Genomic DNA, 14,124 nt, shown 5'->3' with positions numbered 1-14,124 from the left:
CTTCGCTCTAGATCCCTGTCGGGCGCCTCAGGTCCAGCGTGAGCGGGAATTCGGCGCTGCGTTCCTCCGGCGGAATCGCCAGAGGGCCGGGACTATGACCGATCACCTCGAAACGCGCGAGCCGTCTTGCCTCGGCCTCGTAGGAATTGACCGGAGGTGTCTCGTAATTGCGTCCACCGGGATGGGTGACATGGTAGACGCATCCCCCGAGCGAGCGGCCGGACCAGAGATCGACGATATCGAAGGTCAAGGGCGCATGTACCGGAATGGTCGGATGCAGGCCGGAGGCCGGCTTCCACGCCTTGAAGCGCACCGCCGCGACGGTTTCGCCCGAGATGCCGGTTTTCGTCATCGGCAGGCGCCTTCCGTTGCAGGTGACGAGATGGCGGCCCTGCACCAGCCCGGTCGCCTTGACCTGCAGGCGCTCGATGGAGCTGTCGACATAGCGCACCGTTCCGCCGATCGCGCCTTCCTCGCCCATGACATGCCAGGGCTCGAGTGCCTGCCGGATCTCGATCTCGACGCCGCCATGCGTGACCTTGCCGAAGAAGGGGAAGCGAAACTCGGCCTGCGCCTCGAACCAGACGGGATCGAAGGGATAGCCGGCGCGCCCGAGATCGCCGAGCACATCCTTGAAGTCCTGCCAGACCATCTCCGGCAGCATGAAGCGGTCATGCAGGGCGGTGCCCCAGCGCACCAGCTTGCCCTCCAGCGGCTCGCGCCAGAACCAGGCGATCAGTGCGCGCAGCAGCAACTGCTGGGCGAGCGACATCCGCGCGTCCGGCGGCATTTCGAAGCCTCGGAACTCGACGAGCCCGAGCCGGTCGGTCGGCCCGTCCGGCGAATAGAGCTTGTCGATGCAGATTTCGGTGCGATGCGTGTTGCCGGAGACGTCGACCAGCAGGTTGCGGAACAGCCGGTCGGCCAGCCAGGGCGATATCGACGCCTCGCCGGGCTTCGGCACCTGCGCCAGCGCGATCTCCAGCTCGTAGAGCTGGTCTTGCCGGGCCTCGTCGATGCGCGGTGCCTGGCTGGTCGGGCCGATGAACAGCCCGGAGAACAGGTAGGACAGGGCAGGGTGCCGGTTCCAGTAGAGGATGATGCTCTTCAGAAGGTCCGGTCGGCGCAGGAAGGGCGAGTCCGCCGGCGTCACGCCGCCGAGCACGACATGGTTGCCGCCGCCCGTGCCGGTATGGCGGCCGTCGACCATGAACTTCTCGGCGCAGAGCCGCGCCAGCCGCGCCTCCTCGTAGACGCCCTGCGTGATCGCGGTCGCCTCGCGCCAGTCCGTCGCCGGATGGATATTGACCTCGATCACGCCGGGGTCGGGCGTGACCTTGATGACGTCGAGCCGCGGATCGAAGGGCGGCGCATAGCCCTCGATATGCACGGGCTGGCCGAGCTCCTCCGCCACCGCCTCGACCGAGGCGACGAGGTCGAGATAATCCTCCAGGCGCTCGACCGGCGGCAGGAAGACGCAGAGCACGTTGTCGCGGATTTCGAGGCTGAGTGCGGTACGGACGTGATCGCCGCCGATCTCCTGCTCGCGCCGGTCCTGGACCGGACCGGCGGCAGACCGCGCGCCGATGCTCATCTGCGGCGGGCCCGGGCGCTCTTCCGTGGGGGGCGGCTGCGTCGGTCGCGCTTCGGGATGATCGGTCCAGCTTGCTCCGGCGGGCCCGCCCGCTGCCAGCGGCGGGCGTGGCTCCATAGGGTCCTGCGGGTGGATATGCGGATACTCGGCTTTGGGTACGACCGGCAGCGAACCCAGCGGCAAGCGGTAGCCGACCGGCGAGTCACCCGGGACGAGGAAGAGCTTGCCGCGGCGCAGCTTCCATTTTTCCGAGCGCCAGCGGCGGTCGCTCGCGCCCGCCTGCCAGCGCTGCACCGGAATGACATAGCCGCGCGGGTTGCCGAGCCCGAGCTCGAAGACGCGCGCCATCCGCGAGCGCTCCTCGGGGTCGGAGAGGCGCGGGTCGAGTGGGTCGACATTCTCGGGAAGCTGCGCCTCCTTCAGCAGCCAGACGCCGGTATCCTCATAGGCTGGAACCACGAAATCGGCGCCGAAGCCGAGCCTCTCGGACAGTCCCTGCGCTAGCGCCTCGGCATCGCGAATGGTCGCTGCGATCTCCAGCTCCCGGTCTCCGCCGGTTTGGGCCTCCGGCTCGCGGGCGATCAGGTCGGCATTGCGCCAGATCGGCTGGCCGTCCCGGCGCCAGTAGAGCGCGAAAGCCCAGCGCGGCAGGCTCTCGCCCGGATACCATTTGCCCTGGCCGTAATGCAGCATTCCGCCCGGTGCGAAGCGCTGGCGCAGTCGCCGGATCAGTGTGTCGGCGCGCTGCCGCTTGGTCGGCCCGACGGCGGCGATGTTCCATTCCTCGCCGGTCTGGTCGTCGATCGAGACGAAGGTCGGTTCGCCCCCCATGGTCAGGCGGACATCCTGCGCCTGCAGGTCGGCCTCAACCTTGCTGCCCAACGCATCGAGCTCACCCCAGGACGCATCGGAGAAGGGCAGGGTGATGCGCGGCACTTCGTGCACGCGCGTCACGCTCATCTGGAAGTCGAAACTGGTCTCGGCATAGCTCGCCGCGCCCGAGACCGGCGCGGCCGAGCGGTAATGTGCCGTCGCCGCCAGCGGCAGATGGCCCTCGCCGGTTAGCAGCCCCGATGTCGGGTCGAGCCCGACCCAGCCGGCGCCGGGGATATAGACCTCGGCCCAGGCATGCAGGTCGGTGAAGTCCTTGTCAGTCCCGCGCGGGCCTTCAAGCGGATCGATATCCGCTTTCATCTGGATGAGGTAGCCGGAGACGAAGCGCGCCGCGAGGCCGAGATGGCGCAGGGCCTGGACCAGCAGCCAACTTGTGTCGCGGCAGGAACCCGAGCCGATCGAGAGCGTATGCTCCGGCTCCTGCACGCCGGGCTCCATGCGGATGCCATAGGCGATTCGCTGCTGCAGGCGGGCATTGAGATCGACGATGAAATTGACCGTGTTCACGGGCTCGCGCGGCAGCTCCGCCAGGAAGCGCGAAAGCCGTGGACCAGCCGGCTCCCTCACCAGATAGGGGGCGAGCTCCTCAGCCTGTTCGGGCGTATAGGCGAAGGGGAAGCTCTCGGCCTGCGTCTCCACAAAGAAGTCGAAGGGATTGATGATCGACAACTCGGTGACGACGTCGACCTCGATCCGGAATTCCGCCACGGGTTCGGGGAAGACATAGCGTGCCAGCCAGTTGCCGGCCGGGTCCTGCTGCCAGTTCACGAAATGTTGTTCCGGCGTCACCTTGAGCGAATAACTTTGGATCGCGGCCCGGCAATGCGGTGCCGGCCGCAGGCGCACGATCTGCGGCCCGAGTGTGACCGGCCGATCGTAGCGGTAATGCGTGACATGGTTCAGCGCGGCGATAATGGCCAAGTTTCGCCCTCTAGTTGGAGGCGCCAGCCGCCTGCGACGTCAGGTTAGACGTGCGATCGGCATGCGCAAGGCGTCGCGAGTGCCCGGATGGCGCATGGTCCGGGCTTGCAGCTCAAGAGATGTGCAAAATGACCCGATCCGCGCTTTCCATGGCCATTGGTCGACTGGACAGCCGCACTGGACTGGTTGCAGATAACGCCCCAACGGGCTGACAGCGCCCGCGCAACACAAACGATGGGGAACTCGATGCGTCATGTAGCGAAATTGATGGCGGTTTCGGCTTTTGCCGCCCTGATGTCGACGACGGCCTTCGCGCAGACGCCGAAGGATACGATCGTGATGGCCAAGCAGATCGACGACATCATTACGCTGGATCCGGCCGAGGCTTTCGAGTTCTCGGGCGTCGAGGTTGGCGCGAATGTCTACGACAAGCTCATCAATATCGACATCACCAAGAACAACGAGCTGATCCCGGACGTCGCCGAGAGCTGGACCGTCAGCCCCGACAACCTGACCTACACCTTCAAGCTGCGCAAAGGCGTCAAGTTCCACTCCGGCAATCCGCTGACCGCGGCCGACGTGGTCTATTCCTTCCAGCGCGCCGTCACGCTCAACAAGTCGCCGGGCTTCATCCTGCGCCAGTTCGGCTTCGTCGCCGAGAACGTGCTCGACAAGGTCAAGGCCGTCGACGAGAACACCGTCCAGATCACGGTGTCGAAGCCCTTCGCCCCGACCTTCTTCTACAACTGCCTGACCTCCGGCGTCGCCGCGATCGTCGACTCGAAGCTGGTCAAGGCCAACGAGAAGGACGGCGACTGGGGCAATGGCTGGCTCAAGCTGAACTCGGCCGGCTCCGGCGCCTACAAGGTCCGCAGCTATCGTCCGAACGAGCAATATACGCTCGATGCCAACGAGACCTGGTGGAAGGGCGCGCCGAAGAGCAAGCGCATCGTCGTGCGCCATGTCGCCGAGCCGGCCTCGCAGCGCCTGCTCGTCGAGAAGGGCGACGTCGACATTGCCCGCAACCTTTCCAAGGATCAGCTTGAGGCCGTCAGGAAAAACGATGCCATCAAGATCGTTCAGGGCGACAAGGGCTACATCCTCTATCTCGGCCTGAACCAGAAGAACCCGAACCTTGCCAAGCCGGAAGTCCGCGAGGCGCTGAAGCTCCTGGTCGATTACGCTTCGATCGAGAAGAACATTCTGGAAGGCACCTACAAGGGCCACGAATCCTTCCTGCCGCAGGGCTTCCTCGGCGCGATCTCGGACAAGCCCTACTCGCTCAACGTCGCCAAGGCGAAGGAGCTGCTCGCCAAGGCCGGTCTCAGCAACGGCTTCACCGTGACCATGGACACCCGCTCGGTTTCCCCGATCACGGATATCGCCCAGGCGATCCAGGCCACCTGGGCCCAGGCCAACGTCAAGCTCGAGATCGTTCCCGGCGACGGCAAGCAGACGCTGACCAAGTACCGCGCCCGCACCCACGACATCTATATCGGCCAGTGGGGCCCGGACTATCTCGACCCGCACACCAATGCCGAGACTTTCGCCATCAACGAGGACAATGGCGAAGAGGCGAAGTCGAAGACGCTGGCCTGGCGCAATGCCTGGAATATTCCGGAGATGACCAAGGTCACGCAGGGCGCCGTGCTCGAATCCGATGCCGCCAAGCGCAAGGCGACCTACGAGACGCTGCAGCGCGAGCATCAGAAGGTCTCGCCCTTCGTCATCATGTTCCAGCAGATCGAGGTCTCGGCCGAGCGCAAGAATGTGAACGGCTGGGTCATCGGGCCGAGCTCGGATACCAATCGCTACGCCACGATCACCAAGAACTGAGCCTGCTGGCTCAGGAGCCCGCCGCGACCCCGAAAGGTCGCGGCGGGCTTCCTTTCATGCCTCATCCCGGACATGGCCTGGAAAAAGGCGCGGCGTGAAACGCTTGCGGTCAATTCCGCCTCTCCGACGCAAAACACGAGAAACGGAGGCGGGTCATGACTGCCGTGACGCAAGCTCCCCCAGGCAAGGCGGCTTCGCCGGGAAGGCTCGGCCGCTGGGGTCGCGCGCTTTCGCGCGAACTGACGACCGTGGTCATCACCATGTTCGGTCTGCTGCTGGTCACCTTCTTCATCGCCCGCGTCATCCCGATCGACCCGGTACTCGCGGTCGTCGGCGACAACGCCAAGCCCGAGACCTATGAGGCGGCGCGCATCGAACTCGGCCTCGACAAGCCGCTCTGGCAGCAATTCGCGATCTATATCGGCAAGGTCTTCACCGGGAATCTCGGTACCTCCGTGCTGACCTCGAACCCGGTCGTCGAGGATATCAAGCGCGTCTTCCCGGCGACGCTGGAGCTGGCCACGCTCGGCACCATGATCGGCGTGCTCATCGGTGTGCCGCTCGGCATTCTCGCGGCCGTCAACCAGGGCCGCTGGCAGGATCAGGTCGCCCGCGTCGTCGGCCTCGTCGGCTATTCCGTCCCGGTCTTCTGGATCGGCCTGATGGCGCTGCTACTGTTCTACGCCAAGCTCGGCTGGGTCTCCGGGCCGGGGCGCATCTCGGTCGTCTGGCAGGACATCGTCACCACCCGCACCGGCATCATCATGATCGACGCCGCGCTGGAGGGCGAATGGGAGGCGTTCTGGGACGCTTTCTCGCACCTGATCCTGCCGGCGCTGGTGCTCGGCCTGCTCTCGGTCGCCTATATCAGCCGCATGACGCGCAGCTTCATGATCACCGAGCTGCAGCAGCAATATGTCATCGCCGCGCGCGTGAAGGGCGTCTCCGAGACCGCCGTGATCTGGCGCCATGCCCTGCGCAATGCCGCCGTCCCGCTCTTCACCGTGATCGCGCTCTCCTACATGCATCTGCTGGAGGGCTCGGTGCTGACCGAGACGATCTTCGCCTGGCCGGGCCTCGGCCGCTACCTCACCAACGCGCTGCTCAACGCCGACATGAACGCGGTTCTCGGTGGCACGCTGGTCGTCGGCGTCGTCTTCATCGCGGTCAATCTCCTGACCGATATCATCGGCCGCCTGGCCGACCCGCGCGTGCGCTGAGGAGGCACATATGAGCGACACCTCCTCCGCCGGCCTCCACGCCTGGCTGATCAGCGACTCGCCGGAGTCGCGCCGCCAGGCCCGTCTCGGCCAGCTCTACCGGCAATGGCTCGCCTTCAAGCGCAATCCGATGGCGGTGGCGGGCCTCGTCATCATCGTCCTGCTGTTGCTGATCGCTGCCTTCGCGCCCGTGATCGCGCCCTTCGATCCGATCGCGCAGGCACTCGACAAGCGGCTCATGCCGCCTTCGGCGACCAACTGGTTCGGCACCGACGCACTCGGCCGCGACATCTTCAGCCGCATCGTCTACGGCACGCGGATCACGCTGGTCATCGTGCTGCTTGTCGTCGTCACCGTCGGCCCCTTCGGCCTGCTGATCGGCGCGATCTCCGGCTATTACGGCGGCTGGGTCGACCGTCTGCTGATGCGCATCACCGACGTGTTCCTGGCCTTCCCGCGCCTCGTTCTGGCGCTGGCCTTCGTCGCGGCACTCGGCCCCGGCATCGTCAACGCCATCATCGCCATCGCGATCACGACCTGGCCTCCTTACGCCCGCGTCGCCCGCGCGGAGACGATGGTGATCCGCAACCAGGATTACATCGCCGCGATGCGCCTGCAGGGCGCCTCGCAGGCTCGCATCATCTGGAAACATGTCGTGCCGATGTGCATGTCCTCGCTGATCGTGCGCACCACCTTCGATATGGCCGGCATCATCCTGACCGCCGCCGGCCTCGGCTTCCTCGGCCTCGGCGCCCAGCCGCCCATGCCCGAATGGGGCGCGATGATCTCGGCCGGCCGCGAGCAGATCTTCGACCAGTGGTGGGTCGCGACCTTCCCCGGCGTCGCCATCTGCATCGTCGCGCTCGGCTTCAACCTGCTCGGCGACGGGCTCCGCGACGTCATGGATGCGAGGTAAGTCGATGACGAGCGAGCAGCCTCTTCTCGAAGTCGACAATCTCAAGGTCGATTTCCATACGGCGACCGGAATCGTCCGGGCCGTACGCGGCCTCTCCTTCACGCTCGGCCGCGAGCGGCTCGGCATTGTCGGCGAATCCGGCTCGGGCAAGTCGATGACCGGCCGCGCCATCCTCGACCTGATCCCGCATCCGGGCGTCGTCAGCGCCGACCGCATGCGCTTCCGTGGCCAGGACCTGACGGCCATGGACAAGGGCGCCCGGCGCAAGCTGCGCGGCCGCCATATCTCCATGGTCATGCAGGACCCGAAATTCTCGCTGAATCCGGTCGAGACCGTAGGCAGCCAGATCGCCGAGGCCTATCGCATCCACCGCAAGGCCGACCCCCGCGAGGCGCGCGAGCGTAGCCTCGCCATGCTGGAACAGGTCCAGATCCGCGAGCCCGCCCGCGTCTACGACCTCTACCCGCACGAGGTCTCGGGCGGCATGGGCCAGCGCGTCATGATCGCGATGATGCTGATCGCCGAGCCGGAGGTGCTGATCGCCGACGAGCCGACTTCGGCGCTCGACGTCACTGTCCAGCTCCAGATCCTCAAGATCCTCGACGACCTCGTCACCGAACGCGGCATGGGGCTTATCTTCATCAGCCACGACCTGCATCTGGTGCAGTCCTTCTGCGACCGCGTCATCGTCATGTATGGCGGCAAGGTCATGGAGACGCTGCCGGCGGCCGAGCTCGCCGACCCGGCCGCGCGTAGCCGCCGCCATCCCTATACGCTCGGCCTGCTCGAATGCCTGCCGGACCTCGACCATCCCAGGGCGAAGCTCGCTACCCTCAACCGTGACCCGGCATGGCTGGCATGACGAACGCAGCGATCTCCGTCGACAAGCTCAACGTCTCCTTCGGCGATTCCCATGTCGTGAAGGACCTCTCCTTCGAGGTCCGCAAGGGCGAGAGCTACGGCCTCGTCGGGGAGTCCGGCTCGGGCAAGTCGACCGTCTTGCGCGTGCTCTCCGGCCTCAACCGGGAATGGAGCGGCAATGTCACGATCGAGGGCGCCGTGCAGCCCAAGGTCCGCGACAAGGCCTTCTATCGCAACGTCCAGATGGTCTTCCAGGACCCCTATGGCTCGCTGCACCCCAAGAAGACGGTCGACGACACGCTGGCCGAGCCGCTCGCCATCCATGGCCTCGACAATGCCGAGGCCCGCATCGGCAAGGCGCTCGCCGATGTCGGCTTGCCGGCCTCGTTCCGCTTCCGCTATCCGCACCAGCTCTCGGGCGGTCAGCGGCAGCGCGTCGCGATCGCGCGCGCACTCGTGCTCGAACCCTCGATCCTGCTGCTCGACGAGCCGACATCCGCGCTCGACGTCTCGATCCAGGCCGAGGTGCTGAACCTCCTCGCGGCGCTCCGGCAGGAGCGCAAGCTGACCTATATCCTCGTCAGCCACGACCTCTCGGTCGTCGGCCATATGTGCGAGCGCCTGCTGGTCATGCAATTCGGCCGCGCCGTCGAGGAAATGACGGTCGAGACGCTGGCCGCGCGCCAGCCGCAGACGGCCTATGCCCAGCAATTGCTGACCGCGAGCGCGGGCTTCCGGCGCGCGGGCTGAGCGGCGAGGGGATCGGCCCTGCGCCGCGCCCTCTTTGCAGCGCGGCTAATCCGTCTCACTCTGGTCGCAGCCTTGCGCTAGCTGCTTTGGGTCCGGATCGAAGCTGAGTGGACGGCAACGGCCTTGCGCTGGTCCAGAGAACCGGCACCGCCTGACGGAGTTAGAGGACTTATGGACGCCATCGTGGACAACGTGCTTCGGCCCGAGACCATTCCCGAGCGGACGCCGGTCCCGCCCTTCGATCTCGTGATCTTCGGTGCGGGCGGCGATCTCGCCCTGCGCAAGCTCTTCCCGGCGCTGGCCCAGCGCAATCGCGAAGGCGTTCTGCCCGGGGAGAGCCGCGTCCTCGCCGTCGTCCGCAAGGAGGAGGATGTCGAGGGTCTGCCGAAGCAGATCGCCAAGCGCCTCGACGAGGAGGGCATCCCGAAGGATCAGGTCGAGCCCTTCCTGCGCCGCCTGACCATGGTGATGCTCGATGCGGTGAAGCCGGAGACCTATGGCGCGCTGAAACAGGCTTTGGGCGAGAGCGACCGTGTCCGCTCCTTCTACCTCTCGACACCGCCGGACCTCTTCATTCCGATCTGCGAGAATCTTGCCAAGGCCGAGATCCTGACGCCGACCTCGCGCGTCATCCTGGAGAAGCCGCTCGGCCGCGATCTCGCCTCGGCGCGGGCGATCAACGACGCCGTCGCGCGCATCCTGCCGGAAAGCCGCACCTACCGGATCGACCATTATCTCGGCAAGGAGACGGTGCAGAACCTGCTCGTCCTGCGCTTCGCCAACACGCTGTTCGAGCGCTCCTGGTCGAGCCGCGACATCGACCATGTCCAGATCACGGTGGCCGAGACGGTCGGACTCGAGCAGCGCGCCGGCTATTACGACAAGTCCGGGCATATGCGCGACATGGTCCAGAACCATCTCATGCAGTTGCTGACCCTCTTCGCCATCGAGCCGCCGAACATGCTGGAGGCCGGCGCCGTCCGCGAGGAGAAGATCAAGGTACTGAAGGCGCTGCGCCCCATCGTCGGGCCGGATGTCCAGCGCTTCACCGTGCGTGGCCAGTATGGCGCCGGCCAGATCGACGGCCAGCGCGTCCGCGGCTATTCGGAGGAGCTCGGTCACGGCTCGAACACCGAGACCTTTGTCGCCATCCGCTGCGAGGTCGACAACTGGCGCTGGGCCGGCGTGCCGATCTACCTGCGCACCGGCAAGCGCATGGCGCAGCGCTATTCCGAGATTGCCGTGACCTTCAAGCCGGTGCCGCACTCGATCTTCGGCGGCGGCTCCTGCGACCGTCTCGACGCCAATCGCCTCTTCATCCGCCTGCAGCCGAATGACGGCGTGCAGCTCCAGTTGATGATGAAGGTACCGGGTTCCGGCCGGCTCAAGATCGTGCCGCGCCAGCTTGACCTGCGTTATTCCACCGCTTTCGACGAGCGCACGCCGGACGCCTATGAGCGCCTGCTGACCGACGTGATCCGCGGTGACCAGACGCTGTTCATGCATCGCGACGAGGTCGAGCAGGCTTGGACCTGGGTCGATCCGATCATCGCCGGCTGGCAGGATTACTACCCGCATCCGCATCGCTACGCCGCAGGCTCCTGGGGGCCGTCGCAGGCGATCGGCCTGATCGAGCGCGACGGCCGCTCCTGGGCCGATCCGGATCTGGTCTGATGACTGGCCCGCTCGCCTGGCACCGCTTCGCCACGCTCACCGACGCTTCCGAAGCATTGGCGGAGGCGGTGGCGGTGCGATTGAAGGAACTGCTTGCAGGACAGGGCAGGGCGCTGCTTGCAGTGCCCGGCGGTTCGACTCCGGCTGGTTTCCTCGCTGCGCTTGGCCGGCATGATCTGGCCTGGGAACAGGTCACGCTGCTGCCCACCGACGAGCGCTTCGTCGTGGCTGATGACGCGGCCTCGAACGAGCGCATGATCCGGGCGCAGTTCGCGCCGCTGGCTGCAGGGCGCGCCTCGTTCCTGTCCTTCCACGAGCATGGCAGCGATATCGAGGCCGCTGCCGCTCTGCTCTGTGCGAAGCTGGCTGAGTTGCCCGAGATCGACCTGCTGGTCAGCGGCATGGGCACGGACGGGCATATCGCTTCGCTCTTTCCGGGCGCAGAGGCGACCTTCGAAGCGGTGCCCGACAGCGGTATCGTCGTCGCCCGCCCGCCGGGCTTGCCGCCACGACTCTCGCTCTCGCCCGCTCGCCTGCTGGGGGCTGGCTGGGCGAGCCTGCTCGTCTCCGGCGCCGCGAAGGAAACGGTGCTGAAGGCTGCCCCGGAGCGCATGCAGAAGCCGCTGCCGGTCGATCTCCTGCTTGGCAGCGCGCGAGGGCTCGACGTCTACTGGGCGAAGGAGTAGAGCCGGCATTACCGCGCTCAAATCGATTGAAAGACGAGACCATGGACGAGACTGCCGCGATTGCCCGGTTGAAGAGCTGCGGCGTCATCCCCGTCGTGGTGATCGAGGACGCCTCGCGCGCCGTCGATCTCGCTCATGCGCTGGTCGCCGGCGGCATCGATGTCGTCGAGGTCACGCTGCGCCGCCCGGCTGCGATGGAAGCGCTCGCCGCCATCGCGAAATCGGTACCGAAGGCACTGGCCGTGGCGGGCACGGTTGTCACGCCGGCGCAGGCCGCGCAGGTGAAGGATGCGGGCGCGCAGGCCGTTGTCAGTCCCGGTTTCAGCGAGAGCGTCGACGAGGCCCTCCGCAAGGCGGGCCTGCCCTGGTTGCCGGGTGTCGCGACAGCTTCCGACTGCATGCGCGCCGTCGCGGCCGGCCGCACCACCGCGAAATTCTTCCCGGCCGAGCAGGCCGGCGGCCCACCGGCCCTCAAGGCGCTCTCCGGCCCGTTCCCGCAGATGACCTTCTGCCCGACCGGTGGCGTCGGCTTGAAGAATCTCGGCGACTATCTCGCCCTGCCGCAGGTCATCTGCGTCGGCGGTTCCTGGCTGGTCCCGGCCGAGGCGATCGCCGCGGGTGATTGGAACCGCATCACCACGCTCGCCCGTGAAGCGAAGGAAGCGTTCCAGAAGGCGCGGGGGTAACCGCGCACGGGACTGTTCTCAGAAAAAGGCGCCTTCACCTCGCGCGGTCCCGCATCTGCGCATCAGTACTGCGTGCCGCGGCGCGTGCGGAAAGACGTCTTTCACGCCGCGAGCTTCTCGCGCACCATCTCCGCAATCGCGAGCGAGCTCGTCAGCCCCGGGCTCTCGATGCCGAGCAGATTAACCAGCTCCGGCACTCCATGTAGCCCCGGCCCGTCGATGCGGAAATCCGGCATCGGCTCAGTCGGCCCGTGCAGCTTCGGCCGGATGCCGGCATAATCCGCGACCAGCGCACCATCGGCCAGCCCCGGCCAATAGGTCCGGATTGCCGCGTAGAACTTCTCGGCCCGCGCCGGATCGACCACCAGGTCCTGATCGCTCTCGACCCATTCGACATCGGGCCCGAACTTCACCCGCCCGCCCATGTCGATCGTGGCATGGATGCCCAAGCCGGCAGCCTCCGGCACCGGGTAGACCAGATGGCTGAACGGCTGTTTGCCCGTCAGCGCGAAATAATTGCCCTTGGCATAGTGCTGCACCGGCACATGTTCAGCCGGGAAGCCGTCCAGCAGGCCGAGCAGCCTCGGTGCGCCATGGCCGGCCGAATTGACCACGGTCCGCACGCTATAGGTCGCAGGATCGTCCCCGCCGAAATCGACGCTGAAGCCATCTGCCTCGCGTCGCCAGCCGGTGATGGGCGTGTTGAGTGCAAGCGAGCCGCCGGCCGCTTCGCATTCGCCGAGCAGCGAGAGCATCAGCGCATGGCTGTCGACCACGCCGGTCTCGGGGGAGAGGAGGGCGATCTCGCAACGCACCTCAGGCTCCATCGCCTTCGCTTCGGCGTCGGAGAGCCAGCGCAGCGTGTCGACGCCTGAGGCCTTGGCGCGGGCCATGATCGTCTCCAGCGCCGGCTTCTGGGCCTCGGAGGTGGCGACGATCAGCTTGCCGCAGGCTTTGTGCGGCAGGCCGCGTTCCTGCAGGTATCGGTAGAGCTTGCTGCGGCCCGTGACGCAGACGCGGGCCTTCAGCGAGCCGGGCGGATAGTAGATCCCGGCATGGATGACCTCGGAGTTGCGCGCCGAGGTCTGGGTGCCGATACCTTCGGCGGCTTCGGCGATGACGACCTCGCGTCCGGCCAGCGCCAGTTCACGGGCAACCGCGAGGCCGACGACGCCGGCCCCGATCACCAGACAATCGATGTCGCTCATCGCCCCGGCCGTCAGGCCCGCTGCGGCATGGCGATCTCGATAAGGCTCGCCCAGTAGTTCACGCCGACCGGGATCGCCGCATCGTTGAACTCATAGGCCGGGTTGTGCAGGCCGGCCGAGTCGCCGTTGCCGATATTGATGAACGCGCCGGGGCGTTCCTCCAGCATGTAGGAGAAATCCTCCGAGCCCATGGTCGGCGGCACTTCGGTGTTGATGGCGTCCGAACCGAAGGCTTCCTTCGTCACGCTGGTGGCGAAATCGGTCTGGCCGGCATGGTTGAAGGTCACCGGATAGCCGCGGCGGTAGTTGAGCTGGTATTTCATGCCGAAGGCCTTCATCACGCCCTCGACGATCTCGGCGATGCGCTTCTCGGCGAGGTCGCGGGTCTCGGGCGTCAGCGTGCGGACCGAGCCCTTGATCTCCGCGGTCTGCGGAATGACGTTGAAGGCCTCGCCGGCATTGAGCGCAGTCACCGACACGACGATCGAATCGAGTGGATCGGCATTGCGGGAGGCGACCGTCTGCAGCGCCGTCACGAGCGCACAGGAGGCGACGATCGGGTCGTTGACGCGGTGTGGCGCGGCTGCATGGCCGCCGAGCCCCTCGATCTTGATGTGCAACTGGTCGGCGGCGGCCATCGCGGGGCCCTTGCGGATCTCGAACTTGCCGACGGGCACACCCGGCTTGTTGTGCATGCCGTAGACTTCCTGGATGCCGAAGCGCGAGATCAGCCCGTCGTCGATCATCGCCTTGGCGCCGGCGCCGCCCTCCTCGGCGGGCTGGAAGATCAGCACGGCGGTGCCGTCGAAGTCGCGGGTCTGCGTCAGGTATCGGGCGGCGCCGAGCAGCATGGCGGTGTGGCCGTCATGGCCGCAGGC

The 14,124-nt window shown here is 66.5% G+C and carries 11 protein-coding genes; 8 read left to right on the top strand and 3 right to left on the bottom strand.

Translation table 11 applies throughout. The annotated features are described in order from the left end of the window. Window positions 1-7: 7 nt before the first annotated feature. On the bottom strand, window positions 8-3,409 hold the full coding sequence (locus J0I42_RS20925) for a transglutaminase family protein (RefSeq protein WP_291657689.1): 3,402 nt from the start codon (window positions 3,407-3,409) through the stop codon (window positions 8-10). Window positions 3,410-3,643: 234 nt separating this feature from the next. On the opposite strand from J0I42_RS20925, the gene J0I42_RS20920 reads away from it, so the two are divergent. The 8 genes from J0I42_RS20920 (at window position 3,644) to eda (ending at window position 12,038) form a co-directional block, all read left to right on the top strand. Further along, window positions 3,644-5,245 (top strand): ABC transporter substrate-binding protein, encoded by a 1,602-nt coding sequence (locus tag J0I42_RS20920; protein ID WP_465247705.1) that lies wholly within the window; start codon window positions 3,644-3,646, stop codon window positions 5,243-5,245. Window positions 5,246-5,400: 155 nt separating this feature from the next. Next, the gene (locus J0I42_RS20915) at window positions 5,401-6,465 is read left to right on the top strand and encodes an ABC transporter permease (protein WP_291657686.1); all 1,065 of its coding nucleotides are present in this window, start codon (window positions 5,401-5,403) and stop codon (window positions 6,463-6,465) included. Window positions 6,466-6,475: 10 nt separating this feature from the next. Beyond that, a complete protein-coding gene (nikC, locus tag J0I42_RS20910) occupies window positions 6,476-7,381 on the top strand; it encodes a nickel transporter permease (protein WP_291657685.1) in 906 nt (301 codons plus the stop codon). Window positions 7,382-7,385: 4 nt separating this feature from the next. Beyond that, entirely contained in the window at window positions 7,386-8,243 is an 858-nt protein-coding gene (locus J0I42_RS20905) for an ABC transporter ATP-binding protein (RefSeq protein WP_291657683.1), read from the top strand. Then, on the top strand, window positions 8,240-8,992 hold the full coding sequence (locus J0I42_RS20900) for an ABC transporter ATP-binding protein (protein ID WP_291657681.1): 753 nt from the start codon (window positions 8,240-8,242) through the stop codon (window positions 8,990-8,992). The genes J0I42_RS20905 and J0I42_RS20900 overlap by 4 nt, the downstream gene beginning before the upstream one ends. A gap of 171 nt (window positions 8,993-9,163) precedes the next feature. Beyond that, window positions 9,164-10,666 carry a glucose-6-phosphate dehydrogenase gene (zwf, locus tag J0I42_RS20895; protein ID WP_291657679.1) on the top strand — a complete coding sequence of 501 codons (1,503 nt, stop codon included), beginning with the start codon at window positions 9,164-9,166 and terminating at the stop codon, window positions 10,664-10,666. Next, on the top strand, window positions 10,666-11,352 hold the full coding sequence (locus J0I42_RS20890) for a 6-phosphogluconolactonase (protein WP_291657677.1): 687 nt from the start codon (window positions 10,666-10,668) through the stop codon (window positions 11,350-11,352). Before zwf ends, J0I42_RS20890 begins: the two co-directional genes overlap by 1 nt. Window positions 11,353-11,393: 41 nt before the next feature. Further along, entirely contained in the window at window positions 11,394-12,038 is a 645-nt protein-coding gene (gene eda, locus J0I42_RS20885) for a bifunctional 4-hydroxy-2-oxoglutarate aldolase/2-dehydro-3-deoxy-phosphogluconate aldolase (RefSeq protein ID WP_291657675.1), read from the top strand. A 101-nt stretch (window positions 12,039-12,139) separates the two neighbouring features. On the opposite strand, the gene J0I42_RS20880 is transcribed toward eda, so the two are convergent. Both J0I42_RS20880 and J0I42_RS20875 read right to left on the bottom strand, forming a co-directional pair. Then, window positions 12,140-13,246, bottom strand: a complete 1,107-nt coding sequence (locus J0I42_RS20880; protein ID WP_291657673.1) for an NAD(P)/FAD-dependent oxidoreductase — start codon at window positions 13,244-13,246, stop codon at window positions 12,140-12,142. An 11-nt stretch (window positions 13,247-13,257) separates the two neighbouring features. Continuing rightward, window positions 13,258-14,124, bottom strand: an 867-nt coding sequence (locus tag J0I42_RS20875; protein ID WP_291657671.1) for an amidohydrolase, incomplete at its 5' end; no start/stop codon positions are given.

Source organism: Allobosea sp. (genome assembly GCF_017308015.1).
Lineage (GTDB): Bacteria > Pseudomonadota > Alphaproteobacteria > Rhizobiales > Beijerinckiaceae > Allobosea.
The sequence above is the reverse complement of the archived record's forward strand: the minus strand, read 5'-3'. Positions and strand labels throughout refer to the sequence as shown.